Below are 25,790 nucleotides of genomic sequence, written 5' to 3'. Positions count from 1 at the left end.
TCCTAAAATGCCGGCATGACCTCGGCGATGAAGCGCTCGAGTGACGCCTTCTTGCGCTCGAAACTCATGCCGGTGTCGATCCAGAAAGAATACTCGTCATAGCCGAGCGCTTCATAGGCCTTCAGCCTGCCGATGACGGTCTCGGCGTTACCAACGACATTGTTGGTGCGCATGACCTGATCCGAAAGCATCGCGTTCGCTCGGATCTGCTCGTCCGGAATTCGCTCGATCAGGCCTTGAGTGACCGGCTTCTCATTCTTGAACCAGGCGAAGAAGTAGTTGTAATATACGCTGAGTTCATGGGCGGCCTGGGCGACGTCTTCTTCCGATGAGCCGACATAGGTGTGGCGCAGCAGCATGATCTTCGGCCGCTCGACATCGGGATTCTTGGCGCAGGCATCGTTGAAGCGGTCCATCAATGACTGGACCTCGTCGTCGCCCTGCCAGAGCGGGGTAACCTGAACGTTGCAACCGTTTGCGACGGCAAATTCGTGCGAGTTCGGATCGCGCGCCGCAACCCAGATCGGCGGGTTCGGCTGCTGCAGCGGCTTCGGCGCCGAGGTAGTCGCGGGGAACTTGAAGAACTCTCCGTCATGGGCATAGTCGCCCTTCCATATGCCCTTGACCGCTGGGATGAGCTCACGCATGCGCTGGCCGGCACCCCAGGCATCGAGACCCGGCAGCAGGCGTTCATATTCGAAGGAATAGGCGCCGCGCGCGATGCCGATATCGAGCCTGCCGTCGCAGATGATATCGGTCATGGCAGCTTCGCCGGCAAGCTTGATCGGATGCCAGAAGGGAGCAATCACCGTCCCCGTTCCAAGCCGCGCCCGTGATGTGCGGCGCGCGAGATCGGCGATGGTAACGAACGGATTGGGGGCGATGGTGAAATCCATACCATGGTGTTCTCCTGTCCAGATCGCATGCATGCCGCCCTTGTCGGCGATCTCGCAGAGCGCGACGAACTCCTCGTAGAGGCTCTTGTGGCTCTGGCTGGCGTCGAGCCGTTCCATATGGACGAAGAGGGAGAACTTCATGCTTTTGCACCCTTGGCCGGAATGGGGTGGACGGTGCCGCCGGTCTCGTCACCGAAATAGACGCCGAAATTGCCGATAGAACTTTCCATCGCGAAACGGTTGACGATATCGGCGGTCGAGCTGGTCTTGAATTGAGCGCCCGACAAAGCGTCGGGTTTCACAAACCGGCCGCTGGCGGGCTCCCCATCGCCTGCGACAGCGAGGTAGACGATGTGCTGCTTGCCGTCGCTCTTGCCCTCGTAAACCGAGTAGAGAAAGCCGATGCTGATCTTCAGCCCGGTCAGCGACTCCAGGTATTTTCCCAGCGCCTCGGTCGGGTTGCCGTCATGAGCGTCAATGCTCGGCAGAGCGAGCACGTCCACGCCGAGGAGCAGAACCTCTCCGCGGCGTTCGACGACGGCCGCAAGTTCGATATTGCCTTCGGCTGCAGCGGAAACCGCTTTGCTTGCGAGCGTCGGCGTGAAATAGCCGCCACGAGCATAGCCGAGACCATTGCGGCCGCTATTGTCGAAAGCTTCGATGCGTCCCAACAGAATGACGTGGTCGCCGGCCTCGATGACCTCTTCCATCGCGCATTCGAACCAGGCCGCCACGTCCGAAAAGATCGGGCAGCCAGCTGATCCCTTGCTCCACTCGACCGCCGCAAACCTGTCTTCGACCGGCCGCGCGAAGGTGTTCGAGACGTCCTTCTGCGTTTCCGACAGCACGTTGATCGCAAAATGCTGCGCGCCGGTCATGATGGCGAAATTGCGCGACGTCTTGGCGAGGCAGACAAGCAGCAATGGCGGATTGAGGGAAACCGAGGTGAAGGAGTTAGCCGTGAAGCCGATCGGATTTCCGTCGCCATCGCAGGCGGTGACGACGGTCACGCCTGTGGGAAAAGCGCCGAATGCATCACGCAAGGCCCTTGGGTCGACAGTCTGGATTGTCATCGTTCATCCTCCCCGAACGACAGCCACTCGGCGAGCAGCGAATTGACGATTTCAGGCGCGGTCAGGTTCACCATGTGACGATGGCCTTCGACGATACGGGCGTAGCCTCGGCCCGCAAGCGCCGCCATCTGCGTTGCCATCAGGGGCGTCGAGTTCGGATCGTCGGATCCCGTCAGAAACAGCGCCGGACCAGCCACGTCCTTCCAGCCGTCTGCATAGGTCTCGTCCCCTCCCGCAAAGGCGGCGTAGGCGACGGCATAGCCTTGGGGATCAACGAGGTTCAGCCATTCTCGTGTCAATTCACGCGCAACGGTGCTGTCCGCGTCATCGCCGAACCAGCGGGCCAAGGGACCTTCCTTGTCGACACCCGTGACCGGAATGGCCGCAGCCCGCGCGAGGACGGCGGCCTTGGCTTCCGGGTCACGGCGATAGACACCGTTCAGGTAAGCGACACGGCTGATACGCTTGCCAAAGGTCGCCGCCGCCCCTCCCGAGACCAACGCGCCCATCGAGTGCCCCGCGACATTTGCGGTTTCGATTTCCATCTCGTCGAGAAAGCGGCCGAACCAGGCGACGAATTCCTCGAGCCGGCTGCCCGCCGGCAGCTTTGCGCTCTCGCCGTGTCCCGGCATGTCGACGGCGATGACGCGGTGACCCGCCGACAGAAATGCAATCTGCGGAGTCCAGGCTTCGAGCCGCATGCCGACACCGTGAATGAGAACCAGCGGCTCACCGCTACCAGCCTCGTGATAGGCCGTTCCGCCTGCCGTCTTCTTTCGCGACAAGGCACCGGCGGCCTTCGTTGCTGCAGCGGTGCGTGTGGTCGATCCGGCTGTCAGCATCTGAGCGCCGCTCCCTCAAACGCCCGCAGGATTGGCAACGTCCTGCCCCAGGTCCTTGAGATCCTGGTAGCGATCGCCGATACGATGATGAGGACGCCCGCCGACCGAAGCGCCAAGAGCCACGACGATCTCATCGGCAGCAGGCGCGTCGGGGATCGAGGTCTGAATGGTCAGGTAGTGCGAGCGGCGGCCTTCATCGTTCTTGTCCATCAGAGGGATCATGATCGGCGCATTGGCAGGGCCGCGCGTATTGCAGAAGGCGAGATACGACTTGGCGCCGACGGCCTGGCGATAGAAGTTGCCGAAGCGCAGTGTGTGGATGAGCGCGGATGCGTGCTCGATCTCGCCGTCCAGACCAACGACGGCGGACTTTCCGTAAGCTTCGACGGCATCGCCGGATCCGACGGCGTCAATGATCATCTTGGTGAGCAACTCACCGAGAACGGGAGCGCCCGCATGGATTTCCGGCTTGAGGTCTTCGACGAAACCGCGCCCTGCCCAGGGGTTGTTTACGACAGCATAGGCGGAAAAGAGCTTCAACGGTACGGCCGCGGCCTTGCCGCCCTCGATCAATGTCGTTTCGATCTGCAGTCCGGTCTTGCGAATTTGAATGCCCATCTGAATACCTCGATCGATTGTTAGTATTATGGTATACCATATTATCGCAGAGTCAAGTTCGTCACGCGATCGAGGGCGATCTTATAAATTCCATTATAAAACAACACGTTATTGATTCCGCCGGCACCACATTGATCGCCGAGTAACCCACGTCCCCATTTCCAAGCTGCCCACGGAACACCTTCAGCCAGCCGGAATAGTCTCTTCATTTCCGTCAACTGTTGTCAGCTGACAAAGCCTGCAAATGCCCCGCCCGCGGGCGCAACGAACCCGAGGCAGGACGATCCAGGCTCTGACAAATGTCCCCTTTGATATTATTTATTATGGCATACCATCACATCGCACAAACTCGTATGTCAAGCCGGGGCAGTGCCGACTTACCGGAATCGTGATTGGCATGATGATGGGTGATTGATGGCACCAATGGAAGCGGCGGCGACTACTTGGCCTTATTCGGCAGGCTTCTTCGCCGACAACACTGCTTCAGCAATCGCACTGGCGGCGGCGACATGATCCATCGCCGCCCGATAGGCGCCCTCGCCGTCGCCGCGGCGGATGGCGTCGACGATCTTCGACATCTGCGCCGGTCCCTCGACGCCGCGCCCTTCCGTCTTGATCGTCATCGACCGCAAGTGGTTTATGCGCACGGTTAGGAGGTTGACGACACCCCAGGCGACGTGCCTGTCGACCATTGTGAACAGCGTCTGATAGAAGGAAGACGTGTTCGCCAGCACAGCCGCCATATCATTGTCGCGGTAGCTGTTGCGGATGCCCGCCAGCGATTCTTCCAGTGCGGCGACGATTTCGGGGCTGCTGCGTTCCGCGCATAGCCGCGCCGCCATGCCCTCGAGCGCACCGCGGATCTCATAGATCTGCTTGGCTTCCTCGATGTCGAGCTGTGCAACGATCGGCCCCTTGTTCGGCAAATTGGCGACCAGCCCTTCCGATTCTAGATGCCTCAGAACCTCGCGCACAACGGTCCGGCTGACACCGAGCTGAGCGCAGAGGTCGCGCTCGACGAGACGATCTCCGGGACGGAAATACCCGTTAACGATGGCTTCGCGGACTTTGTCGAGTGCCAGTTCCCGCAATGTCTTTGCGGGACGCTCGACCCTGATTGCTGCGTCCTTCAAAGCACCGCTCATTCTGCACCTCAGTGTTGGACCGACTTCGCATGCTCAAGGCTCGCCGCGGCAGTCGAATTCAAGAATCGTATTATGGCGTACCAGACACTGTAGCTGGCGGCGGCCGGCAATTCAACAAGCACCGAACCGGCCCTGGGGATCGACAAGTCTAGGCCTCGGGCGCCGGCCGCTGCGCAACGATTGCTTCGACTACGGCCTTGGCCTGCACCCGAATGTCGGGGACGGCGGTAATTTCCCAGAACTGCCCCGCCGTCAAGGCGCCGACGGCAAACAGCCGGGCAGGCGAGATCCGGGAGGGGGCTATCACCTCGGAAGCGGCATCCACCTGGATTCCGAGACCGAGAGGATCGGCGGCGATCAGCTGAAATCGGCGCATTTCCTTCAAAAGCGGTGAATGGCTGATCCCTGCGCGCTCCATTCCCGTACAGTTGACCAGCCAATCCGGCCTGATCTCAGCGATCTCAGGTGTCGCCCTGACCCTGTATCCGGCAACGAGCCTGCCCTCCTCGGCCCCGAGCGATTGCAGGAAGCCTGCATGGAAGCGCACGGTTCCTTCAGAGACAAGTTTGTCGAAGCTGTCGAACACGTCAGGCGCGACGCGGTGACGATGGATGTTCCACCAGGGAAGCGCATGCCTGAGGAACCGAGCCCGCTCCATGTCGGAAAGCCGTTGCCAGAGAGTCTGAGTGACAGGCCTCAGGCCATCCATCACGCTTCGCCAGTCGTCGACCAACCCGCTCTTTTCCCGCAAGCTCTTCAATATGCCGCTGACCGTGTCGGGGAGTGACGCAACGTCGATCGGCAGCGGCGAAGGCGGCCTCCTCGCGTGCCCGAGCGGCGCGAGCCCGCGGCGCGAAAGCACATCGATCCTGCCTCGATGGCCGTGAGCACGCAGCGCGAGAACCTGATCGATCATCGTCAGGCCGGAACCAAGGATGCAAACCGTATCGGACGATGCGACGCGTCTCAGCCAGGAGAGCCGCCAGGGGTTCTCGATGATCCGCGACCGCATCGGCAGTGGCACGCCTGTTGGCTCGACCGGCAGGTTGGCGTTGCCGACGCCAAGGCAGAGCACGACGTTCTTTCCGGCGATCTCGCCACCATTGCCGAGATGGAAGGATAAAGTGCTGGCGTAACGTTCCACGCATCCCGCAGCTTTGGCCCGGATGAAATCAACCCGGCAGCGGCCGTCGCGCCTTCGAAGCAGCTGCGCGAGCGTATCCCTTACATAAAGACCGTAATCGCTGCGCGAGGCGAAATCACCGGACTGCAGCCGCCGCCCGCGATTTTTCAGCCAGTCGACAAAGTCGTCGGGCCGATGCGGCATCAGGCTCATTCGGCCCGCAGGCACGTTGAGACGGTGGAGATAGAGTTCTGTCCGGTACGCCGTCCCGCGGCCGAAGCCGGGGTCGTCGCCAACGACGGCAACCGTCGCCGAAGCTGGGAGTTGCTCGATGAGATTGCAGGTCACGGCTATCGCCGAAAAACCGGAACCGACCACGACAACATCGTATATCAATGCATTCTCCCTGAGGGTCCGTCACCTTCGCTCTTGCCGCTCACTCGTTCCCCCACCCGCGCAAGCGGCAGAATCGCGGAAACAAATGTCTCTATAGTCTATAAATATAGTTTGTTATTTCTCCCGCTAGCCCATTCTCAACCATTACGCTTCTCAGGGTGAGATCAAGGGCCGCATGTGGCCCTGAACAAAGGGGCTCGAGATGAATTTCAGAAAGTTGATTGCCGCGATCGCCGTCGGCGTCGGAACTCTTGCAGCGGCTGTTGTCGCCGAGGCGGCGGATAAAAAGGTCGTCGTCGGCTATCAAACCGATGCACTGCCGTCTTCGGTCGCGATCGCCAATGGCGAATTTTCCAAGACCACCGGTTACGAGATCGACTTCCGCAAGTTCAATTCGGGAGCCGAGATTTTTGCGGCCATCGCCTCGGGCGATGTCCAGGTCGGCTATGTCGGCTCCAGCCCGTTTGCGGCTGCGGTATCACGCGGACTGGAGGTCAAGGCCTTCTACCTCGCCTCCATCTCGGGCATCGACGAAGCTCTCGTCGTCCGCAACGGCACCGGCATCGAAAGCCTGAATGATCTGAAGGGCAAAAAGCTTGCCGCCGCGCCCGTGTCGACCGACCACTATCAGCTGCTGGCGCTGATCAAATCGCTGGGCCTGACGGAAAAGGACGTCCAGGTCTTTGCAATCCCCCAGCCTGAGATCGTCGCAAGCTTTAACCGCGGCGATATCGACGGCGGCTTCGTCTGGGATCCGGCGCTGACCGAACTCAAGAAGAACGGCAAAGTCCTCGTGACGTCCAAGGACGTGGCAGACAAGGGTGCGCCGACCTTCTCGGCCTGGGTTGCAACGTCCAAATTCGCCGCCGACAATCCGGAATTCCTCAAGGGCTTCGCCTCGGTCGTCACCAAATTCTACGCGTCCTTCGCGGCGGACAAGTCCGCCTGGGGTCCCGACAGCGACAACGCCAAATCGCTCGCAAAACTTCTCGGCGGAACGCCCGAGCAGCAGGCCTCCGCCTTGAAGAACCTGACGCTGCTCACTCCCGAAGTCCAGGCATCGGACGCCTGGCTCGGCGGTGGAGAAAGGGCGGGCGCCGGCAAGATCCTCAAGGACACGGCATCCTTCCTGAAGGAACAGGGCAAGGTGTCCGGCGTGCTGGACAATTACGGAAGCTTCGTCACCGCCGACGCACTCGCCGGCGTCAGCAACTGATCCTCCCCGACGCCGGCGTGGCTTGCCGCGCCGGCGTCTAACTTGCGAGTTCCCATATGCTGAAAGTCGACCACGCCAGCGTTTTCTTCGCCGCCCGCGACGGGCGGGCCGTTCATGCGCTCGATCGCGTGTCTTTCGATATTCCCGAACGCGGTTTCGTCGTCGCACTCGGAGCCTCGGGCTGCGGCAAATCAACCCTTCTCAACGCGATTGCCGGTTTTCTTCCGCTGTCCGACGGCCGGATAACGCTCGATGGCCGCAGCGTCGAACGACCGGGTGCCGATCGTGGCGTCGTCTTCCAGAAGGACTCGCTGCTGCCTTGGAAGTCAGTCATCGACAATGTCGCGCTAGGCCTGAAATTCGCCGGCATAAACCGAAAAGAGCGGCAAGCGCAGGCCCTGGAACTGCTCCGGCTCGTCGGCCTCGACGAATTCGCCGGCGCCTTTCCCTACGAGCTGTCGGGCGGCATGCGCCAGCGCGTCGGCATCGCACGGGCTCTGGCGACCAATCCCGATATCCTGCTGCTGGACGAGCCGTTCGGCGCGCTCGACAGCCTGACCCGTGAGCAGATGCAGGAACTGCTGGTTTCCGTCTGGAATAAGACGGCAAAGAAGGTCTTCTTCATCACGCATTCGATCGAAGAGGCCTTGTTCCTCGGCACTGAGGTGCTCGTCATGTCACCTCGGCCGGGGCGCGTCGTAGCGCGCTTCGATCTCGATTTCATCAGCCGCTTCGCCGATACAGGTGATGCCCGGGCGATCAAGAGCTCGCCGCAATTTGCCGAGCTGCGCGAGGAAATCCGCGCCATTCTCCACAGCACCGAAGATTTGAGGAGCGTCGCATGAGCGATATAACCCAGGCTCCGCCGATTGCAGCCGACGCCGAGGAGCGCCAGGTCAAGCTGGTGAAAATGGCCGGCTTCGGCGCCGGCGAGAAGTCGACGGCGGCCATCAGCGTCGCCACCGCCCTAGCAATATTGCTGCTGTGGTGGTTCGTCGCCGCGCTCGGCGTCGTTCCGCACCTGTTTCTGCCGCGCCCGGACGAGGTGCTGACGCAGATCGGCGTCATTTATCGCAACGGTTATGCCGGGGCATCGCTTTGCGAGCATGTCTCTGCAAGTCTGTTCCGCATCGTGGTTGCCGCCCTCATCGCCATCTCCGCCGGCGTTCCGCTCGGATTGCTCATGGGCCTGAACCGCTGGGCCAAAGGTGTGCTGGACGCGCCGATCGAATTCTACTGGCCGCTTCCGCCCCTCTCCTACCTGCCGCTGATGATCATCTGGCTCGGCATCGGCGAGACGTCGAAGATCACGCTGCTCGTGCTTGCGATGTTCGCGCCGATCTGCCTTTCCGCCCAGGCCGGCGTTCGTTCGTTGCCGATCGAGCGCGTCAATGCCGCCCGTTCGCTCGGAGCAAGCCGGCTGCAGCTCTTCCTCGACATCGTCCTGCCCTCGGCCCTGCCCGAGATCCTCACCGGCATCCGCATCGCCCTCGCTGTCGGCTGGAGCACGCTGGTTGCGGCCGAACTGATCGCCTCCACCCGGGGGATCGGCTTCATGATCATGTCGGCTTCGCAGTTTCTGGCGACCGACGTCGTCTTCGTCGGGATCGCCATCATCGCAATCTCAGCCTTCACTTTTTCGGCCGCCGTCCGCTTCCTCGAGGTCTTCCTCGTTCCGTGGAAAGGCAAGCTCTGACCGAATGGCAGGCAGCAGGCAGCCATATCAATGACTGCCTGCTGCCTCGGTCAGCCCATGTATGGCGACAAGTTCGTCCGCAACCAGCTTCTGAAGCCGCCATAGGATCGCCGCCCGCTGGTGCTCCCGCATAACAGTCACCTTCAATGCACCGTAAACCTGGCCACATCGGCCCTGCGCCGTTGCAGGCTGCGGATCAGCATCGCGGCCTCCCTGACGATTGCCGAAAACGTCGCATCGTCGGCATCGACGATCCGCCCGGTCATATCGCGGATGATCGCCGTCAAATGGCTGATCGAATGGCGGTTCTGCGCATCATCCGGTCCGAATTGGCTATCGGCAATGGCAAGCAGCGCCTGCACCAAGCGATCCATTGTCTGGCGGCGCCTGCTTCTCGGGTCGGCATTCGGGTCTTCGCTCAGGCGCAGGAGATCGGCGACGATGTCGGACATTGCGCTTCCACTCACATCGCAAAAGCCGGCGGCATGGAAACGGAGCGCTTTCGAGCGCCCGATCGCGTCTTCAAGGCCTCCAGCAGCCGGTAGCCGTTGCGCCAGCGTCCGAAACCGCTGGCGATGTTGATGTGGCCGGCGAGCCCGATATTCCGGGTCTCGGCGTTCCACAGCCGGCCGAACAGGGCCAGGCGGTCGACGCTCATATAGGCGTCGTTCATGCTGCCGACGACGATGCTCGGAAAAGGCAGAGGCGCCGTCGGCATATCGCCGAAGGAGATTTGTCCGGGATGCAGGGCTTCGGTAATCGGCAGGTCGCATGGCGCAACGAGCAGGGCTCCTTTTACGCGGCGCGCAACGCTCCGGCCGGCGAGCCGGGCAGCCAGCAGGCATCCGAGACTATGGGCGACCAGATAGGCCTCACCAGCCTCTTCGAGCGCGTTTTCCAGCCGAAACAACCACTTGTCGACGTGCGGATGATCCCAGTCGTCCTGGATGACGCAACGACTGTCGGGCTGATCCTGCAGCCAGTGCCGTTGCCAGTGTCCCTCTCCCGAGCCGAAAAGCCCGGGAAGGATAAGTACTTCTTTCATCGGATCAACCCGATCACCACAGCGAACAGGAAAATGAAGGAGCCCGTGATCGTGCAAATTCCGGCGGCATGCCGGAATTGCGACATGATGCTGCCCGTTGCTCTTTTCGCACGATGCCGACCGAGGCCGGGTTCAACGACGATCGCCATTACGCCACCTCCCTAATACCAAAGGCCGGGCGTCGCGCCCCAATAATGAAGTTCGTATTCGCGCGCAGACCAGTCCCGCTCTTCGTCGCGAGTGAGCAACTCGTTTGCGGGCTTGCGCGCAGCCGCCTGCTTTAGATCAAGAAAGCGGCCGATCGCGAGCTTCAGCCAGGATTGGAAATCAAGCTTCATGCGAAACTCCTGTCCGGAACCGATTTTCTTCGGCTGAAGCGCGTCGCACCAAATTAACTCGAGTGGCGCGCCTCAGGTTTTTGTTCGCGCCCGCCCAGGTAACCTGCATCAGGAAATCAGCGAATGGCGTCGCGCATTGGCAAGAAGATCGCGAAGCGATGCGGTCGGTCCGTAGAGCATCAGCAGTCGGTTCTCTTCCCGCTTGGCAAGGCGATATCGCCGTGCGAATTCAAAGACGCTCCACATCTGCTCGCCTGCTTCGGGCTTTTCCGCATCGTCGGCCGATACGTCCTGAAACCTGACCATGACGACGATCCTATTCGGCCGCCGCGAGTGCCGGCTTTACCTCCGGGAAGAATGCCGCCAATTCCCCGACCACTTCGCCGATACGGTTCGAAAGCGCATCCGAAGAGATCGTGTAGTCGGTAAAATCGCGATCGGAAGCGTAAACGGCAGTCGGCAACGTATGGGCCATGAAGAAGCCGAATAGCGGCCGAAGCTGATGCTCGACCATCAGCGCATGCCGGTCACCGCCACCCGTGGCCGTGATGATGATCGGCTTGCCGCGCAATTCCCCAGGATCGATCAGATCGATGAGGTGCTTGAAATGGCCGGGATAGGAGCCCTTGTATGTTGGCGAGCCGATGATCAGGGCATCGGCGTGGACGATCTCGTCGACGACGCGCCGCGCCTGCTCATCGAGGTCCTTGCGCCATAAGGAGCTTCCCAGCGACGGACCGACATCATGCAGATCATAAGTCTTGCTCGTAAAGCCGTATCGATCGCTCGCAAGTTCGGCGACGTGCCGGATGAGGGCCAGTGTCTTCGATGGACGATTGAAGCTGCCAGCAATGCCGACGAGTTTGAAACCTGACATCAGTTTTCCTCTCTTTGATTGCTTCAACTATTGTCTACAAAAATAATAGATTAAAGAAATAGGCGCCTCTCCTTGCTCACCTGGGTGAAAAAATATTCGTCTTCGCCCCTGTTGATTGCGCCTAAGGCCTGTCGCCGCCGAGATGACGTTCGAGGAAGGGCAGATTGTCCTGTCCCCAGTAGAGTTCGCTGTCATAGACGTAGGTGGGAAAACCGAAGACGCCGCTGTCGCGCGCGTGAACGCGATCGGCTGACCACTTGTTCTGAACATCGTCATCGGCTTGTCGTCTGAGTAGCACGGCGCCATCAAGACCGGCGGCGTTAACGACCGCCTCACGCACTTCGGGCTTGCCGATATCCTTCGCCTCGCTCCAGAAAGCATGCTGCAGGGCACGGGCGACGCCGATCCAATCCTGTCCGTCAAGATAGGCCGCGATCACGAAGAGGGACGCTGGCGTGGGATCGCTGAGCTCGGGACGGTCTTCGAGCCGCAACTGCTTGCCTCGCACGCGCGCCCAGCGTTTGAGGTCCCGCGTCCAGTAGGCGCGGCGGATTTCCGGCCGGTTGCGCGAGAATATGCCGCCGTTTTCTTCGACCACTGTCGTCAGATAGGGCGTAATGACCACGTCGTTCTTCACCGCCAGTTCGGTAAAGGCGTCGAAGCCGATGTAGGACCAGGGCGAGCCAATCGAAAAGAAGTATTCTACCGTTTTCGTCACTGATGAATGTTCCTCGTAGAGCGATTGTTCTGGGGCCGATTGTTGGCGATCAAATCAGGAAGCGGCCCGAATTCCGGGTTGCGCTTTCCATCCGAGTTCGGGTGCGATTGACGTCACGAAGTCGTGGAGAATCTGGCGATATTGCTCGTCCTCGAACTCGTAAGGGAGTTCCAGCCTCAATTCGCTGACCTCCGGCAGGACCGGATCGGAAAAAAGCCGTTCCAATATCTCGTCAGACGTGCCGACGATATCTCTAGCGAACAGGGTGCGCCGCTCGCCCTGCGGCGAGAGCGTCCGCCCATGACGGCCGTCGGCGTAATCACGGTAGCGGCGGCGCGTTGCCGAATCGGCGCTGTCGAACGGCACTATGACTCGGCCGAGTGCGATACGGCGCTCAGTTCCGGAGCCGCGGTAGGTATTGATGAGTCTGGATTGGGCGACGAAGAAGTCGTCGGTTCCCTCCCCCGTTATCACGTTCCCCGTCAATAGATTGAAACCGTTGCTGCCAGCCCATTCGGCCGATCGCTGTGAGCCGCCGCCATACCAGATCCGGTCGACCAGGCCTTTGGCAAAAGGCTGCAGACGCGGCCGCTGCGGGCCGAAGGGCGTCTCGACGAATGTCTGTTCGTCGCCCAGATAGCTGCAGCGCAGATTGTCGGCAAAGCGCAGCACGCGCGTATGCGAGAAGTCATGGCTGGTCCAGTCCCCGTCGAAGGCAAGCGGGCCAATCAGCTCAGCATGCAGCGGCCGGCCGGCGCTGACGCCGATGTTCAGCCGTCCGCGCGAGAGAACATCGACCGTGGCCAGGTCTTCGGCCAGCCGATAAGGGCTTTCATAGCCGATCGGGATGACCGCCGTTCCGAGCTCGATCCGGCTGGTACGCTGCGTGGCCGCCGCCAGGAAGGCGCTCGCCGAGGAAATTCCCGGCTCCAGGTGCCGCTGGCGGACCCAGGCGCTCTCGAAGCCCAGTTCCTCGCCATATTGCAATTGCTGGAGCGTCTGCTCCAATCCCGACAGCGGATCGCCGTCGGGATAATTGCCGGGGGTGAGAAAGCCGATATGGCTGATGGATATATTGCGCCCGCTCATGTCATCCCTTGCACTCGTGCCATCCGATGATCAGTATTTCGGCAAGCCGGGCGGGTTGGTCTCGGATGCCGGCAAGGCTTCTTCGGAGAGATGCCAATGCTGGAGGATCTTGGCGTAGGTGCCGTCCTTGATCAGGCCGTTGGTGGCGATCGTCAGTGCATCGGCGAGCCCGCTTCCCTTGCGCGTGGCGATGGCGACGTCTGAACGATCAGGCCAGCCGGCGCTCAGCGTCCCGACGCGCTTGATGTTCTTGTCTCGCGCGGCGATGAAAACGAGCTGGGCGTGCGGCTGGACGATGACATCGGCCCGGCCGGAACGCAGCGCGAGAAGACTTGCCGCCTCGTCGTCGTAATATTGCAGCTCGATCGGCTTCAGGCCTGCGGCGACATCCTCTTCGCTCCACTTCACCAGGATGCGCTCCTGGTTAGTGCCCGCACCGACGATGACCCTGAGGCCTGCCGCGTCCCTCGGCTCCTTGATCGAGGTGATGGAACTATCTGACTTTACGAAGCAACCATGCAGGCCCTGGCGATAAGTGGAGAAATCGAACTTCTCCTTACGCTGCTCGGTAACGCCGACATTGGAGATGACGGCGTCGTATTTGCCCGAAGTGAGGCCGAGCGGCCAGTCGATCCAGGCGACGGGAACGATCTCCAGCGTCAGGCCGAGGCTGTCGGCGATGGCATAGGCATAGTCGGGGTCCGCCCCGACCACGGTTTTGGCGTCGGTGGCATAGGTGGCAAGCGGAGGGCCGCCGGGGCTGACGGCGATGGTGAATTTGCCCGGCGTGACAAATTTGAAATCCTTCGGGATCGCGGCGACGGCGGCATCGTTCCTGGCCGCATGGAGTCTGGCCGGCTGTTGCGGGCTCAAGTCGAAATCATCTGCCGCATGGGCTGCACCGACGCCGGTCAAGGCTGCCGTCAGCGCTGCGAAGAAGAAGGTGCGAATATCGGAAAAGGCCGTCACGTTCGGTATGTCTCCGTTTGCGTTGAAAAGCAGGGACGGCCCGGCCTGAACACCAGTCCGTCCCGCGAGCTTACGAACCGCTCTTCGGCAAGCCGGGCGGGTTTGTCTGGGCCTTTTCAATTGCCTCGGGACCGAGATTCCAGCTATCGAGGATCTTGCTGTAGGCGCCGCTGGCGATCAGATCATTGACGACATTGGTGACCGGCGCGGCAAGCCCGCTTCCCTTTCGCGTGGTCACCGCGATTTCGGCGGTGATCGGCCAACCGCCGCTGACCGTGCCGACGAGCTTGGTCTTGCCATTGATCCCGGCCGCATAGGCTTGGGTGGCGTTGACACTGAAGACCGCGTCGGCCCTGCCGGACTGGACGGCGAGATCCTTGACCGCGTCGTCGTCGTAATACTGTATCTCGATCGGCTTCAGGCCAGCCGCGACATTCCGCCGATCCCATTCGAGCAGGATCTTCTCCTGGTTGGTGCCGGCATCGGTGATGACCTTCAGGCCCGCAATATCCTTCGGCTCCTTGATCGCCGTGATCGGGTTGTCAGCCCTGACGTAGAAGCCGAGCTCGTCTTTGCGGTAGGTCGAGAAATCGAATTTTTCCTTGCGCTCTTCGGTAACGGTCACGTTCGAAATAACCGCATCGAACTTGCCGGACGTCAGCCCAAGCGGCCAATCGGCCCATGCGACGGAAACCAGATTGAGCTTCAGATCCAGGCTATCCGCGATCGCCTGTGCCAGATCGACGTCGTAACCGATCACCGTCTTGGAATCGGAAGCGTAATCATGCAGAGGCAGATTGCCGCTCGAACTGATACCAACGGTGAAAATACCGTTTTCAACGAAGTTGAAGTCCTTGACTTCGGCAATACGCTTCTCGTTCTTTTCCACCCGCAGCCGGTTCGGCTGTTCCGGGCTGAGATCGAACTTCTGCTGCGCCTGAGCGGAACCGAAACCGATTGCGCCAACGGTCACGGCTCCCGCTATCAGAAGCCTTGCTCTATCTGTAAATGTCATGCCCCTTCTCCGTTTCATCTTAAGATTGTGCTTGTTGTCATTCGGCCGGAGCAGCACGTTGCGGCCCGGCATTCACCAGCGCTGCCGGCGCTAGAGAACCTTGGCGAGGAATTCGCGTGTGCGAGGATGCTCGGCCTGCGTGAAAATCCGGGCCGGCGGGCCTGCTTCCAGAATGCGGCCGCTTTCCATGAAGACGACGGTGTCGGCGACCTCGCGGGCAAACCCGATTTCATGGGTGACGATGACGAGCGTCGTGCCGGTGCGCGCGAGCTCCTTGATGACATCGAGCACTTCGCCGACGAGTTCGGGATCGAGCGCGGAGGTCGGCTCATCAAAGAGCAGCACCTTGGGGCGGAGCGCCAGTGCGCGAGCGATCGCGACGCGCTGCTGCTGGCCGCCGGAGAGCTGGCGCGGATAGGCGTTGATCTTGTCGCTGAGGCCGATACGGGCAAGAAGTTCCTGCGCCAATTGCACCGCTTCCTCGCGGCCGACGCCGCGGACCTGGATCGGCGCCTCGATGAGGTTTTCGAGCACGGTCAGATGCGGGAAGAGATTGAAGCTCTGGAAGACCATGCCAATATCGGCGCGACGCCTGAGAATATCCTTCTCCTTGAGTTCATAGAGCGTATCGCCCTTCCTGCTGTAGCCGACGAAATCGCCGTCGACCGAGATGAAGCCCTCGTCGACACGTTCCAGGTGGTTGATCGAGCGTAGCAGAGTCGATTTTCCCGAACCGGAGGGGCCGAGGATGGCAGTCACGCTGCCGGCCGGCAGGCTGAGCTCGACATCATCAAGCACCTTCAGCGACCCAAAGCTTTTGGAGATGGCGTGGATGCGTACCGCACCGCCTGTCCGCAAGGCCGTAGCATCGTGGAAACCGAGATTGCGCGCTTTATCGGTCGGGTTATGGAGAGCCGGCAGCGGGCGGCGGAAGCGCTCCAGGAATACCTGGAAGGGCAGCGGCGTCGGATTGCGCACGGCACCCTTGGAGAAATAGCGCTCGATATAGTGCTGGGCGACCGACAGCACGGTCATGATGATCAGATACCAGACCGTTGCGACCATCAGCAGCGGGATGACTTCGAGATTGCGGCGGTAGATCACCTGTACCGTGTAAAAGAGCTCCGGCAACGCCAGCACATAGACGACGGAGGTACTCTTGGCCAATCCAATGAGCTCATTGAAACCCGTCGGCAAAATGGAGCGCATGGCCTGCGGCAGCACGATGCGGAAGGCCTGGCGGCGGCGTGGCAGACCGAGCGCGGCTGCGGCCTCCAGCTGCCCATGATCCACCGACAGAATGCCGCCGCGGACGATCTCGGCGAAGAAGGCCGACTGGTTGAGTGTGAGGCCGAGATAGGCGGCGGCGAAGGGCGTCAGCAGTTGCACCGTGGGGTAATCGAACAAAACCGTGTCGGTGAAGGGAATGCCGATCCTGATCGTTTCGTAGAGATAGCCGAGATTGTTCAATATCAACAGCAGCACGATCATAGGGATAGAACGAAGCAGCCAGATATAGCCCCAGGAAAGGCCCGACAGCAGCGGTGACTTGGAAACCCGGGCAAGCGCCAGAGCCGTTCCGAGGATGGAACCCGAAACGGCCGCGAGCGCGGTCAGGAGCAGCGTCCTGCCAAGGCCGACGAGCACCGGCTCGGCGAAGAACCATTCGGCAAAGACGCTCCAACCCCAACGTGGATTGGTGAAGGTGGAATAGAGCACGGCAACGATGACGACGACGGCGAATATCGTGCCCGCCAGCCGCTCGGGATGGCGCGCCGGAACGATGCGGTAGCGGGAGTAGTCCTGTCTGGGTTCCGCCGTCCTGCTGCCGGGCTCAAGGCCCGCAAAATCCGTAGTCAGTGCCATTTCTGTTTCCCTTTTATGACTGTCGGTCTTGCCGTTTCAGAGATTTGCGGCGGCCACCTTCAGGCGCGGCTCGCTTTCAAAAACCGCCGCCGTGAGATGAGTGATGTCCTTCTCGAAAGGCAGGCTCTTGTAGATCTCGGGATCGGCAGCCGTGTCGAAGAGGGCGGTGTAGCCGTAATTCAGATAAAGGCCGACGGCCTCGGGCTGGCGGAAACCGGTCGTCAGATAGATCCTGCTATAACCTTGGCGGGCGGCCTGAGCCTCCAGCTCCACCAGAACCTTGCGGGCAAGCCCCTGGCGGCGCAGATCAGAACGTGTCCAGATGCGTTTGAACTCGGCAGTGCGATCGTCGTAGTGCCTGAAGGCGCCGCCGCCGATGGTTTCGCCGTCTCGGATCAGCAGCAGGAAATTGCCGCGAGGCGGAGCGAAGGCTTCCGGGGGATAGCGATTCAATTCGGCTGCCGCCCCTTCGGCATTGAAGTAGGTGCCGTAGCGGCTGTCATATTCGTGGATCAGCTCATCGATCAATGGCCGGGCGCGGGGATCGAGAGGGGTCGTATAGAGAAACGTATCGCTCATATCGTTCATCACCCATCGTCTTCAGTGAGGAAGGTCTCTGCGAGCCGGACCCAGTAGCGGGCGGCCGGCGCGATGATCGCGTCGTTGAAATCGTAGTGGGCGCTGTGAAGAGGAGCGCTGTCGCCATTGCCCACGAAAAGGTAGCTGCCGGGATTGGCCTGCAGCATGAAGGCGAAATCTTCGCTTGCGGTTCTCGGCCGGAAATCCTTCTCGATTGCGGCAAGACCGAGCGCGTCATAGGCCACGTCGCGGGCAAACGCCGTTTCTTTGGCGTGGTTGACCAGTGCCGGAAAGCCGAGCCGGTAATTCACATCAGCCTCGGCGCCGAAGCTTTCGGCCTGGGCGCGCGCAAGGGCTGGAATGCGCTCCTGCAACAGCCGGCGAACCGGTTCGCTGAAGGCCCGCATGGTGAGCTTCATCTCCACGCTTTCTGGGATCACGTTCGAGGCAGAGCCCGCATGGATCGACCCAACGGTCGCGACCGCCATGTCCTGCGGATCAACATTGCGCGAGACGACGCTTTGCAGGGCGGTGATGAAGGAGGCCGATGCCAAGACCGGATCGACTGCCCGGTGAGGTTCGGCGCCGTGGCCACCCTTGCCAAGGATCCTGATCACCGCCTGGTCGACCGACGCCATGGCGGGACCTGTGACGAACCCGAACTGACCCGCCGATACACCCGGCCAGTTGTGCAACCCGAAGACCGCATCGACGGGAAATCGTTCGAACAACCCTTCCGAGATCATTTTGCGGGCGCCTGCACCGATTTCTTCGGCCGGCTGGAAGATCAGCCTGAGCGTGCCGCTGAAATTGCCGCTTTCCGCGAGATAACGGGCGGCGGCAAGCAGGATCGAGGTGTGCCCGTCATGGCCGCAGGCGTGCATGACGCCGGGATTGCTGCTGGCATAGGCAAGGTTGCTGGCCTCCTCGATCGGCAGCGCGTCCATATCCGCCCGGATACCAATCCGCTTCTTGCCTGGCCCGCGCCTGAGGGTGGCGACGATGCCGGTGCCGGCAATGCCCGTCGCCACCTCATAGCCCCAGGAGGAAAGCCGGGATGCCACGAGCTTGCTGGTCCTCAGCTCCTGGAACGCCAGCTCGGGATATTGGTGCAGATCGTGGCGCAGCGCGATGATTTCATCGAGGTAACAGGCGATTCCCTTTTCGACTGGATCGTTGCTGCGCGGGTTCTGAGCGATGACGTTCATGACGATTCGCCGGCTCAGGCGCCGACAGCCTTTCCGCGTTCGAGCTCATCCGCAGGGGTTGCATAGCGGCTTTGGCGGAAGGGCAGGCCGAGATGGTCGCGCAGCGTCTCGCCCTTGAGGACGGGATCGAAATAACCGCGCTCGGTAAGGATCGGCAGGACGTATCGGGCAAAATCGTCGAAGCCCTCGGCAATGACTGGGAAGCCGAGGATGAAGCCGTCGGCGGCGCCATGATCCACCCAGCGGATGATCTCGTCTGCGATATGCTCGGCGGTGCCAATGAAGGCGGTGCGCGGCGTTGCCGAATCGAGCGCCACCTGCCGGAGCGTCAGCCCTCTTTCCCGCGCCGTCCTTTTGATGCGATCGGTGGTGGCGCGGAAATTATTCCTGCCGATATCACCAAGCTCGGGGAACGGCTCGTCGAGCGGATAGGCGCTGAAATCGTGATGATCGAAGAAGCGGCCGAGATAAAGCAACGCCTCCTCGATCGTGACGAGATTGCGGATCGCCTGGTACTTGGCTTCCGCCTCATCGGACGTCGCGCCGACGATCGGCCCGATGCCGGGATAGATGCCAACTTCGGCAGGACTGCGCCCATGGGCGATCACGCTGTCCTTCAGCTGCCGGTAGAAGGCTTGCGCCTCCTCGAACGGCCCGCCATTGGTGAAGACGGCGTCGGCGTGCTTGCCGGCAAGCCTGATGCCGGAATCCGAAGCACCTGCCTGGAAGATGACGGGCTGGCCCTGCTTCGAGCGGCCGATATTCAGCGGCCCCTCGATTCGGAAGAAGCGACCCTTGTGGTTAAGGCGATGCATCTTCGTCTTGTCAACAAAGACGCCGGTCTCGCGATTGCGCACAAAAGCATCGTCGTCCCAGGAATCCCAGAGGCCTTTGATCGCATCGATATAATCCTCGGCGATCTCGTAGCGCAGTTCGTGCTCGGGATGCTCGCGATTGTAATTGCGCCCCGAGCCCTCAAGCGGTGACGTCACCGCGTTCCACCCTGCCCTGCCGCCGCTGATGAGATCGATCGAGGCGAACTGGCGGGCGATGGTGAAGGGATCGCTGTAGGAGGTCGAGACCGTACCGACGAGCCCGATCCTGGACGTCGAAGCGGCGAGGGCCGAAAGGATCGCGATAGGCTCGAAGCGGTTGAGGAAATGCGGGATCGACTGCTCGTTGATGTAAAGACCGTCTGCGACGAAGGCGAAAGCGATGCCGGCTGCTTCCGCCCTGCGCGCCGTCTCAACGAAGAAATCGAAGTTGACGCTGGCATCGGCCGGTCCACTCGGATGCTTCCAGGCATTCATATGGCCGCCTGGACCCTGCAGCATGATGCCGAACGTAATGTGTTTCTGAGCCATGGGATCGATCCTTCTTGAAACGGTCAGGCGACGAGAGAAAGCCGCTCGGCGGCGAGCAGCTCGATGGAAGCGAGGCGCTCGGCGGCTGAAAGCGCCGGTGTGTCGAGAACGAATTCGTTGACGCCGTAGCGGCGGTGAAGTTCGTCCAACTCCTTACGGATTTGCTTCGCAGTGCCATGCAGCACACTCGGCACCTTTTCCTCGGTGCGGTACTCGGTGACACCCGCCTGCCGGGCGAATTCGGCCGCCTGCTCCTCGCTGCCGACATTGACGGTCTGACCATCCGGCAGGAACACCTTGACGATGCGCAGGTCGGCGACGCGCTGGCGGGCGTAGTCCTCGCTTTCGGCAGCAAAGGCTGCGAGCGCCAGGATCGGCCGCTGACCGCCGGACACCCGTTCATAGGCGTCGAAAGTCCTACGCAGGTTGTCAGCATCGCCGTTCAGGTGCCCGGCAAAGACGAGCTGCCAGCCCTTCTCGGCGGCGAGCTCGGCGCTCTCTACGCTGGCGCCGAGCAGAAACCGATCGGGAGGGGTCGGCGGAAATGGAGTCGCCCGTGCGCCGTCATAATTCGGATCAGCGGCGAGATAGGTGTTGAGATCGGTAAGCTGGCCGGCAAAATCCGGCTTCCTGGACGGATCGACGGCAAGCTGCAGGGCGCGCGTTGCAAGCGGAAAGCCGCCCGGCGCTTTGCCGACGCCGAGATCGACACGCCCCGGCGCCAGCGACGCTAACAGATTGAACGTCTCGGCGACCTTGTAGGCGCTGTAGTGCTGCAGCATCACGCCGCCAGAGCCGATACGGATCTTCGAGGTCCTGGCGAGAAGGTAGGCGATCAGCGCCTCCGGTGCCGAGCTCGCGAGGTTGGACATATTGTGATGTTCGGCGACCCAGAAACGGTGATAGCCGAGTTCCTCGGCCCGCGCGGCAAACCTGACCGTCGCCCTCAGCGCATCGGCGGCGGAAAGGCCCTGCTCGATCGGGCTTTTGTCGAGAAGGCTGAGGAGGTAGGTCATGACGCCACGGTCCGCTCGCTGGTTGCAATGAGTACTCTATTAAATCAGTAGACAATGTTCCTTATAAGAAATGACATTCTCTTTCGAAGAGGCTGAGGGGAAAAAAGCAGCCGTGGCTGAACGTGGGCACCGGATGCAGGGATGATCGGACGCGCCCTTCCAAACAGACCATTTGATGATTTATCTTCTGGTCGAAATGGAGCACCGCATGAAGCTGTCTGAACAGGTCAAGCCTATCAACAATCTCAAGGCGCACGCGCCCGAAATTGTCCGGACCCCTGAGGGACAACCCGCAACCTGTCGTCATTACCCTTCACGGCGAGGCAAAGGCGATCCTTCAGGATATCGGCCAATATGAAGAAACGCAGGAGAGGTTGGCTCTTCTGAAGGTGCTGGCGCTCACCAATTGGCAGGTCGAGGAAGGCAAGCTGCGCCCGGCCGCGGAATCTTTCGGGCGCATTCGCCGACGCTTGGCCGACAACCGGTCCTGATGCCTACGGTGTCCTTTTCGCCGAAGACGCGGAACGCGACGTCGAGGATCTCTATGTCTTCGTCGCTAGTCGCGACGGCACTGAGACGGCGGAACCCCTCCTGACGGAAATCGAGACCGCCTGTGCCGATCTCGAAGAATTCCCCACCCGCGGAAATATCCCGAAGGAACTGGCGGGCATCGGCATCTCCGAGTGTCGGGAACTGCACCATAGCCCTGGCGTATGATCTACCGCATCATCGGCGACGACGTCATCATCTACTGCGTGGCGGACGGACGCTGCGACATGCAGGCCTTCCCGGAGCGAAGGCTTATCCGCTGAAATTGGCATACCGCCCCTCTCCGGTCTCGACATGGTTCGCCTGCCTCCAGCCGACCGCAGCAGCCGCCGGAGATCTATCCAGCCTTTCGGGCGCCGGCCGGCGCATTGGCCCGCAAGAGCGCCATCAGCATCGGACCGATCGCGAATTCTCCCTTTTCGCTTCGCCGTGTCAGGTCGCGGAGATAACCACCGGCCGAATTGATATGTCCGCCACGCTCCAGGATACATGCCATCACCGTTGCGGCATTTTCCGGTCCCATCGCAGCCGCGGCCTCCTCATAGGCTGACGGGCTGACACCGAGCATTGATCGAACCGTCACGGCCGCGGTCATCATGTCGCGCCAATTGCGAATCACACCGTTCGGGCCGTAGGCAAGGATTTCAGGGCAGGCCTGCAGAACCAAGCCGAGCGGGAAAGATTTCAGCCCGCCACCATGACCGCCGTCGCCCGGCCGTCGGCCCTTCTGTCCCTTCTGTCCCTTCTGCATGCTCGGATGCGCCGCTTCACCCCTCCCCTCTTCCAGCGTCACGGCCTCTTGCTGGTTGTCTTGCTCCGGCATCGCTCCCTGCTTCGTGTCGAAGCTTGGTTCAAGTTCAGATGTAGAGTCGGGGTTTGAATTCTGTATGTGACGCTCGTTATAACGGGCATTGCCGCGCTGTTTTGTTGATTTAAGCCGAATTTCCAACTGGTTAAGGATGTCCGCCCGCAGAACCTTCAATTCATCCAGCAATCCTTCGAGCTGTGCTGTCGTCGGAGACCTCGGCAAGCCTTCGATCAGGGCACGGAACTCGAGATACAACCCCTGCCAATCCCCTGGAACATCTTCTTCGACGGCTGCTTCGATCAGCTTCGCGACGTCACGGCGGCAAAGCGTGATGCGTTCCCGCAGCCTCTGGACGTGCAGCCGTTCGGCCATCACCTCGGCCGCCAGCTGCTCGATCTCCTCAGCGCGGGCAAGCAGTGGCGCCAGCGAGAAGCCGAAGGCCTCGTTGACCTCCCCTGCCCTGTCTCTGCGCACATACCGTTTGCCGTTGGGGCTGTCCTTACGCAGCAGAAGACCCGCCTCGACGAGTGCGGCGAGGTGACGCCGCACGGTCTGTTCGGCCATACCATGCGTTCGAAGCGAAAGCTGGATGTTCGACGGGAAGACAATCAAGCCGTTTTCCTGGTTCAGTTGGTTCTTGGGATAGAAGCTCAACAATGCATTGAGCACCGCAAGCGCGCGGTCGGTGATGCCGAGCAGCGGCTTTGCTTCGCACAGCGCACGAAACAGTTTCCATTTGTCGACCGACTGATCAGGTTTGATCTCAGCCGCCATGACCTGGTTCGCGAGCATTCCAAGCGTCATCGACCGCCGCCCAAAAGGCGTCGTTATACTTCCGGTTTCCATATCTTCCACCTCGACGAGGCAAAAGAAATCCGCTCGCCAAAACGGCGCCAAAGACTCTTGACAGCGATTCTCGGAAGTGCGATTCTCGGAGGTGTTCAAGACTACGAGGAAAGCTTCCGTGACGGTGACGTTCGGGGGCTTTTTTCTTTTGCGCGTTATCTCCTGTTCAAATTGTCAGCTGACAATCAGTCTAACTGTCTCATTTTCCCTCATTTTCCTCTTCGAATTCGGCGGCGAGGCCTGCCAACCTCCGAGCAAGGAACTCAGAGAACGCCGCCGATTTGACGGTGATGCGAAAGTTTTTTCCCGAGCGGCTCACCGAAGCAAGCGTCCCGCCATCCTGGGTCCGGAGCATCTGCTCGACCCGCTGCGGCGCGTCCTTTTCCTCCAGCGCCTTCCAGATGACATCGAAGCGGCTATTGCTCTCCAGCGTTTGGAAAGCAGCGCCAGCGATTGCCGCCTGCACCTTCTTCCGCCCGCCTGTCTCCCGGAATTTTTCGGCAAAGGCCAGCCAGCGGGGACGTCCGACCTTCGGCGCCGGCCCGATGGCAAGAATGATCTCGGGATCGATCGTCTGCGCTACCTGCAGCAGCCGTGACGTTTCCGGCTTATCCGTCGCCAGGGCCTGAGCAATCATCTCGCGACTGAAGCCATGTTCGTCCATGCGTCGTGCGAAGAGTGCCCGTTCGATGAAGCTCAAGTCGACACGCGGGCCGTTTTCCTGACCCTGCGCCAGGATCAGCTCTTCGTCCGTGAGCTTGCGCACCACAGCTTTGACGGGAACACCGATCTCCGCGGCGGCACGCAAGCGCCGATGGCCGTAGGCGGCCTGATAATGCCCGGCTCTTATAGGATCCGGACGCACGAGGATCGGAACCTGCTGTCCGCTTTCCTGAATCGACTGCTTCAATCGCTCGAATTCGGGATCCTTGTCGACCGGGATACGGTCGCGGATGAAGGACATTTCGACGGCAGACGGATCGATCTCCAGCACCTTATCGCCGGAGGCGAGCGATTCTCGCAGGGCCTTGGCGGCAGCCGCTTCCTCTCCCAGCCGCCCCAGCGACAGGTTCATCGCCTTGACAGCGCCCGATGGCCGATGCGGCGGCGGCGCACTTGGCGTCTCCGGTCGTGCCGGCTCCACGGCACCAACCATGCTCTTCAGGATATCGCGACCTTTTGGGCTCATGTCCTGCTCCATGCACTGCGAATGAGTTGCTCGACCTCGGCATTGACGTTGTCGACGGATTCGACGCCGCGGTCATAGGTCTGGCGATGCATCGTCTCGCGCCCCGCCTCGTAGATCGTCTGCTTGGACAGGCCCGCATCGGAAACCGCCGTCGACTTGACCATCATCGAGGTCAGCACGCGCTCGCCGAACAGGCTGCGCAGGAAGGCGACGATCTGCGCCTGCGGACCGTCGTTCGCCTCGTAGCGGGTGATCAGGTAGCGCATCCAGTCGTAGTCCAGATTGCCGCCTGCCTGCTTGACCACCGCCAGAAGGTCGGAGGTCATCGTCAGGAATTGGTTCATCGACGCCACGTCGAGCATCTGTGGATGAACGGTGATCAGCACGGCAGTTGCGGCGCATAGAGCAGACAGCGTCAGGAAGCCGAGGGTAGGGGGGCAGTCGATGATGACGACGTCGTAGCTCTGCTCCAGCGAATGCAGCGCATTGCCGACCCGCATGAAGAACATGTCCTTGTCATCGCGATTGGTGTCTGCCAGCGCCTTCGGGGTATCATGCTCAAACTCGTGCAATTCGAGATTGCCCGGAATGAGATCGAGACCGGGGAAATAGGTCTGACGGACGACGTCGCCGACGTCGCGGCGCGTCTCGTCATATTTGATGGCGCCGTAAAGCGTCTCGTTTTCGCCGACGTCGAACTCCGGCTGATATCCGAGCATCGCTGACATCGACGCCTGCGGGTCTAGGTCTACGGCGAGCACGCGATAGCCGCGCAGCGCCAGGAACTGCGCCAGATGGATTGACGTTGTCGTCTTGCCTGAGCCGCCCTTGAAATTGGTGACGGCGATGACCTGGAGATGATCACCCGGCCGGCGCGTTGGCAGATAGGAGGGTTTGGTGCGCCCCAGATGCTGGCGCATCGCATGGATTTCTTCGAGCGAGAAGACACGCCGGCCGGCCGCCGTCTTTTCGGGATTGATGCTTTCCACCTGGGCGGCGAGGTGGCGAACATAGCTGTCGGTGACGCCGAGCAGTTTGGCGGCCTCGGTGCTGCTGAACCGCCTGAGCGATTTGCGGGCATTGGGCGAGAACAACCGCTCGAACAGCACCTGGAGCTGGCTGCTGAGCATCGTCGAGTCCTGCGCAATCGTCTCGTCGATCGAGACTTGACTCGCTCTTTTGGCTTTCTCAACAATCGCGGCCTTGGTCGGCATTCACGCAAATCCTGATAAATCGGGTAATTTTGCGCAAATGATCGTGAGTCTGCCGATTCCGTCAAGCGATTTCTTGGTTAGCGAATATATAACAA

The 25,790-nt window shown here is 60.9% G+C and carries 26 protein-coding genes and 3 pseudogenes; 5 read left to right on the top strand and 24 right to left on the bottom strand.

The features are described 5' to 3' along the window. Positions 1-2 precede the first annotated feature (2 nt). The 6 genes from FFR93_RS31270 to FFR93_RS31245 form a co-directional block, all read right to left on the bottom strand. Complete coding sequence (locus FFR93_RS31270) at positions 3-1,037, bottom strand: LLM class flavin-dependent oxidoreductase (RefSeq protein WP_138396039.1); 1,035 nt, start codon at positions 1,035-1,037, stop codon at positions 3-5. Further along, entirely contained in the window at positions 1,034-1,969 is a 936-nt protein-coding gene (locus FFR93_RS31265; protein ID WP_138396038.1) for a flavin reductase family protein, read from the bottom strand. The genes FFR93_RS31270 and FFR93_RS31265 overlap by 4 nt, the downstream gene beginning before the upstream one ends. Continuing rightward, entirely contained in the window at positions 1,966-2,811 is an 846-nt protein-coding gene (locus FFR93_RS31260) for an alpha/beta fold hydrolase (protein WP_138396037.1), read from the bottom strand. Before FFR93_RS31260 ends, FFR93_RS31265 begins: the two co-directional genes overlap by 4 nt. 15 nt (positions 2,812-2,826) lie before the next feature. Further along, positions 2,827-3,429 carry an amino acid synthesis family protein gene (locus FFR93_RS31255; protein WP_138396036.1) on the bottom strand — a complete coding sequence of 201 codons (603 nt, stop codon included), beginning with the start codon at positions 3,427-3,429 and terminating at the stop codon, positions 2,827-2,829. A gap of 449 nt (positions 3,430-3,878) precedes the next feature. After that, positions 3,879-4,574, bottom strand: coding sequence for a GntR family transcriptional regulator (locus FFR93_RS31250; protein ID WP_138396035.1), 696 nt, complete (start codon positions 4,572-4,574; stop codon positions 3,879-3,881). 148 nt (positions 4,575-4,722) lie between these two features. Then, complete coding sequence (locus FFR93_RS31245) at positions 4,723-6,093, bottom strand: FAD/NAD(P)-binding protein (RefSeq protein WP_138396034.1); 1,371 nt, start codon at positions 6,091-6,093, stop codon at positions 4,723-4,725. A gap of 202 nt (positions 6,094-6,295) precedes the next feature. Between FFR93_RS31245 and tauA the strand changes: the two genes are divergently transcribed. Genes tauA through FFR93_RS31230 form a run of 3 tightly spaced genes read left to right on the top strand, consistent with a single transcriptional unit; the run spans position 6,296 to position 9,005 of the window. Beyond that, complete coding sequence (gene tauA / locus FFR93_RS31240; RefSeq protein ID WP_138396033.1) at positions 6,296-7,309, top strand: taurine ABC transporter substrate-binding protein; 1,014 nt, start codon at positions 6,296-6,298, stop codon at positions 7,307-7,309. 56 nt (positions 7,310-7,365) lie between these two features. Then, positions 7,366-8,154 (top strand): ABC transporter ATP-binding protein, encoded by a 789-nt coding sequence (locus tag FFR93_RS31235; protein ID WP_138396032.1) that lies wholly within the window; start codon positions 7,366-7,368, stop codon positions 8,152-8,154. After that, positions 8,151-9,005 (top strand): ABC transporter permease subunit, encoded by an 855-nt coding sequence (locus FFR93_RS31230; RefSeq protein WP_138396031.1) that lies wholly within the window; start codon positions 8,151-8,153, stop codon positions 9,003-9,005. The genes FFR93_RS31235 and FFR93_RS31230 overlap by 4 nt, the downstream gene beginning before the upstream one ends. A gap of 27 nt (positions 9,006-9,032) precedes the next feature. Here FFR93_RS31230 and FFR93_RS42090 read toward each other — a convergent pair. The 15 genes and pseudogenes from FFR93_RS42090 to FFR93_RS31160 all read right to left on the bottom strand — a co-directional run. Then, positions 9,033-9,110, bottom strand: a pseudogene (locus FFR93_RS42090) (gamma-glutamylcyclotransferase); the annotation flags it as partial. Positions 9,111-9,148: 38 nt separating this feature from the next. Beyond that, the gene (locus tag FFR93_RS31220; protein ID WP_138396030.1) at positions 9,149-9,457 is read right to left on the bottom strand and encodes a hypothetical protein; all 309 of its coding nucleotides are present in this window, start codon (positions 9,455-9,457) and stop codon (positions 9,149-9,151) included. Positions 9,458-9,468: 11 nt separating this feature from the next. After that, positions 9,469-10,050, bottom strand: coding sequence for an alpha/beta hydrolase (locus FFR93_RS31215; RefSeq protein ID WP_138396029.1), 582 nt, complete (start codon positions 10,048-10,050; stop codon positions 9,469-9,471). Positions 10,051-10,211: 161 nt separating this feature from the next. Continuing rightward, positions 10,212-10,388 (bottom strand): hypothetical protein, encoded by a 177-nt coding sequence (locus tag FFR93_RS41080; RefSeq protein WP_171049284.1) that lies wholly within the window; start codon positions 10,386-10,388, stop codon positions 10,212-10,214. A gap of 108 nt (positions 10,389-10,496) precedes the next feature. After that, on the bottom strand, positions 10,497-10,694 hold the full coding sequence (locus tag FFR93_RS31210) for a hypothetical protein (protein ID WP_138396028.1): 198 nt from the start codon (positions 10,692-10,694) through the stop codon (positions 10,497-10,499). Positions 10,695-10,704: 10 nt separating this feature from the next. After that, on the bottom strand, positions 10,705-11,265 hold the full coding sequence (msuE, locus tag FFR93_RS31205) for an FMN reductase (protein WP_138396027.1): 561 nt from the start codon (positions 11,263-11,265) through the stop codon (positions 10,705-10,707). Between the two features lie 121 nt (positions 11,266-11,386). Then, positions 11,387-11,983: a DsbA family protein gene (locus tag FFR93_RS31200; RefSeq protein ID WP_138396026.1), complete on the bottom strand. Its 597-nt coding sequence runs from the start codon at positions 11,981-11,983 to the stop codon at positions 11,387-11,389. 54 nt (positions 11,984-12,037) lie between these two features. Continuing rightward, on the bottom strand, positions 12,038-13,072 hold the full coding sequence (locus FFR93_RS31195) for an LLM class flavin-dependent oxidoreductase (protein WP_138396025.1): 1,035 nt from the start codon (positions 13,070-13,072) through the stop codon (positions 12,038-12,040). Positions 13,073-13,102: 30 nt separating this feature from the next. Then, positions 13,103-14,041 carry an ABC transporter substrate-binding protein gene (locus FFR93_RS31190; RefSeq protein ID WP_138396024.1) on the bottom strand — a complete coding sequence of 313 codons (939 nt, stop codon included), beginning with the start codon at positions 14,039-14,041 and terminating at the stop codon, positions 13,103-13,105. Between the two features lie 70 nt (positions 14,042-14,111). Beyond that, positions 14,112-15,056 (bottom strand): ABC transporter substrate-binding protein, encoded by a 945-nt coding sequence (locus tag FFR93_RS31185; protein WP_138396023.1) that lies wholly within the window; start codon positions 15,054-15,056, stop codon positions 14,112-14,114. A gap of 90 nt (positions 15,057-15,146) precedes the next feature. Continuing rightward, a complete protein-coding gene (locus FFR93_RS41995; RefSeq protein ID WP_138396022.1) occupies positions 15,147-16,922 on the bottom strand; it encodes an amino acid ABC transporter permease/ATP-binding protein in 1,776 nt (591 codons plus the stop codon). Positions 16,923-16,958: 36 nt separating this feature from the next. Next, positions 16,959-17,513 carry a GNAT family N-acetyltransferase gene (locus FFR93_RS31175; protein WP_138396021.1) on the bottom strand — a complete coding sequence of 185 codons (555 nt, stop codon included), beginning with the start codon at positions 17,511-17,513 and terminating at the stop codon, positions 16,959-16,961. Continuing rightward, positions 17,510-18,709, bottom strand: a complete 1,200-nt coding sequence (locus FFR93_RS31170) for a M20 aminoacylase family protein (RefSeq protein ID WP_138396020.1) — start codon at positions 18,707-18,709, stop codon at positions 17,510-17,512. The genes FFR93_RS31175 and FFR93_RS31170 overlap by 4 nt, the downstream gene beginning before the upstream one ends. A 14-nt stretch (positions 18,710-18,723) precedes the next feature. Next, a complete protein-coding gene (locus FFR93_RS31165) occupies positions 18,724-20,073 on the bottom strand; it encodes an LLM class flavin-dependent oxidoreductase (RefSeq protein ID WP_138396019.1) in 1,350 nt (449 codons plus the stop codon). 23 nt (positions 20,074-20,096) lie between these two features. After that, positions 20,097-21,089, bottom strand: coding sequence for an LLM class flavin-dependent oxidoreductase (locus tag FFR93_RS31160; protein ID WP_064709349.1), 993 nt, complete (start codon positions 21,087-21,089; stop codon positions 20,097-20,099). A gap of 208 nt (positions 21,090-21,297) precedes the next feature. Between FFR93_RS31160 and FFR93_RS31155 the strand changes: the two are divergent. Beyond that, a pseudogene (locus tag FFR93_RS31155) lies at positions 21,298-21,580 on the top strand (type II toxin-antitoxin system Phd/YefM family antitoxin). A gap of 4 nt (positions 21,581-21,584) precedes the next feature. Next, positions 21,585-21,901: pseudogene (locus FFR93_RS31150) on the top strand (type II toxin-antitoxin system RelE/ParE family toxin); the annotation flags it as partial. Between the two features lie 74 nt (positions 21,902-21,975). On the opposite strand, the gene repC reads toward FFR93_RS31150, so the two are convergent. The 3 genes from repC to repA form a co-directional block, all read right to left on the bottom strand. Then, positions 21,976-23,292, bottom strand: a complete 1,317-nt coding sequence (gene repC, locus FFR93_RS31145) for a plasmid replication protein RepC (protein WP_138396018.1) — start codon at positions 23,290-23,292, stop codon at positions 21,976-21,978. A 199-nt stretch (positions 23,293-23,491) separates the two neighbouring features. Then, complete coding sequence (gene repB / locus FFR93_RS31140; RefSeq protein ID WP_138396017.1) at positions 23,492-24,481, bottom strand: plasmid partitioning protein RepB; 990 nt, start codon at positions 24,479-24,481, stop codon at positions 23,492-23,494. Beyond that, on the bottom strand, positions 24,478-25,695 hold the full coding sequence (gene repA / locus FFR93_RS31135) for a plasmid partitioning protein RepA (protein WP_064709345.1): 1,218 nt from the start codon (positions 25,693-25,695) through the stop codon (positions 24,478-24,480). Before repA ends, repB begins: the two co-directional genes overlap by 4 nt. Positions 25,696-25,790: the final 95 nt, after the last annotated feature.

This window comes from Rhizobium sp. MHM7A, assembly GCF_005862215.1.
Taxonomy (GTDB): domain Bacteria; phylum Pseudomonadota; class Alphaproteobacteria; order Rhizobiales; family Rhizobiaceae; genus Rhizobium; species Rhizobium bangladeshense.
This window is presented reverse-complemented; position numbering and strand designations above follow the sequence as displayed.

What these genes read in the sequence shown, in the direction of transcription:
- msuE (WP_138396027.1), bottom strand. Translation starts at nt 11,265, where the DNA reads ATGTCAGGTTTCAAACTCGTCGGCATTGCTGGCAGCTTCAATCGTCCA.
- FFR93_RS31165 (WP_138396019.1), bottom strand. Translation starts at nt 20,073, where the DNA reads ATGGCTCAGAAACACATTACGTTCGGCATCATGCTGCAGGGTCCAGGC.
- FFR93_RS31235 (WP_138396032.1), top strand. Translation starts at nt 7,366, where the DNA reads ATGCTGAAAGTCGACCACGCCAGCGTTTTCTTCGCCGCCCGCGACGGG.
- FFR93_RS31255 (WP_138396036.1), bottom strand. Translation starts at nt 3,429, where the DNA reads ATGGGCATTCAAATTCGCAAGACCGGACTGCAGATCGAAACGACATTG.
- FFR93_RS31215 (WP_138396029.1), bottom strand. Translation starts at nt 10,050, where the DNA reads ATGAAAGAAGTACTTATCCTTCCCGGGCTTTTCGGCTCGGGAGAGGGA.
- FFR93_RS41995 (WP_138396022.1), bottom strand. Translation starts at nt 16,922, where the DNA reads ATGGCACTGACTACGGATTTTGCGGGCCTTGAGCCCGGCAGCAGGACG.
- FFR93_RS31210 (WP_138396028.1), bottom strand. Translation starts at nt 10,694, where the DNA reads ATGGTCAGGTTTCAGGACGTATCGGCCGACGATGCGGAAAAGCCCGAA.
- repC (WP_138396018.1), bottom strand. Translation starts at nt 23,292, where the DNA reads ATGGAAACCGGAAGTATAACGACGCCTTTTGGGCGGCGGTCGATGACG.
- FFR93_RS31195 (WP_138396025.1), bottom strand. Translation starts at nt 13,072, where the DNA reads ATGAGCGGGCGCAATATATCCATCAGCCATATCGGCTTTCTCACCCCC.
- repB (WP_138396017.1), bottom strand. Translation starts at nt 24,481, where the DNA reads ATGAGCCCAAAAGGTCGCGATATCCTGAAGAGCATGGTTGGTGCCGTG.
- FFR93_RS31260 (WP_138396037.1), bottom strand. Translation starts at nt 2,811, where the DNA reads ATGCTGACAGCCGGATCGACCACACGCACCGCTGCAGCAACGAAGGCC.
- FFR93_RS31250 (WP_138396035.1), bottom strand. Translation starts at nt 4,574, where the DNA reads ATGAGCGGTGCTTTGAAGGACGCAGCAATCAGGGTCGAGCGTCCCGCA.
- FFR93_RS31270 (WP_138396039.1), bottom strand. Translation starts at nt 1,037, where the DNA reads ATGAAGTTCTCCCTCTTCGTCCATATGGAACGGCTCGACGCCAGCCAG.
- FFR93_RS31220 (WP_138396030.1), bottom strand. Translation starts at nt 9,457, where the DNA reads ATGTCCGACATCGTCGCCGATCTCCTGCGCCTGAGCGAAGACCCGAAT.
- repA (WP_064709345.1), bottom strand. Translation starts at nt 25,695, where the DNA reads ATGCCGACCAAGGCCGCGATTGTTGAGAAAGCCAAAAGAGCGAGTCAA.
- FFR93_RS31265 (WP_138396038.1), bottom strand. Translation starts at nt 1,969, where the DNA reads ATGACAATCCAGACTGTCGACCCAAGGGCCTTGCGTGATGCATTCGGC.
- FFR93_RS41080 (WP_171049284.1), bottom strand. Translation starts at nt 10,388, where the DNA reads ATGAAGCTTGATTTCCAATCCTGGCTGAAGCTCGCGATCGGCCGCTTT.
- FFR93_RS31170 (WP_138396020.1), bottom strand. Translation starts at nt 18,709, where the DNA reads ATGAACGTCATCGCTCAGAACCCGCGCAGCAACGATCCAGTCGAAAAG.
- FFR93_RS31230 (WP_138396031.1), top strand. Translation starts at nt 8,151, where the DNA reads ATGAGCGATATAACCCAGGCTCCGCCGATTGCAGCCGACGCCGAGGAG.
- FFR93_RS31185 (WP_138396023.1), bottom strand. Translation starts at nt 15,056, where the DNA reads ATGACATTTACAGATAGAGCAAGGCTTCTGATAGCGGGAGCCGTGACC.
- FFR93_RS31160 (WP_064709349.1), bottom strand. Translation starts at nt 21,089, where the DNA reads ATGACCTACCTCCTCAGCCTTCTCGACAAAAGCCCGATCGAGCAGGGC.
- tauA (WP_138396033.1), top strand. Translation starts at nt 6,296, where the DNA reads ATGAATTTCAGAAAGTTGATTGCCGCGATCGCCGTCGGCGTCGGAACT.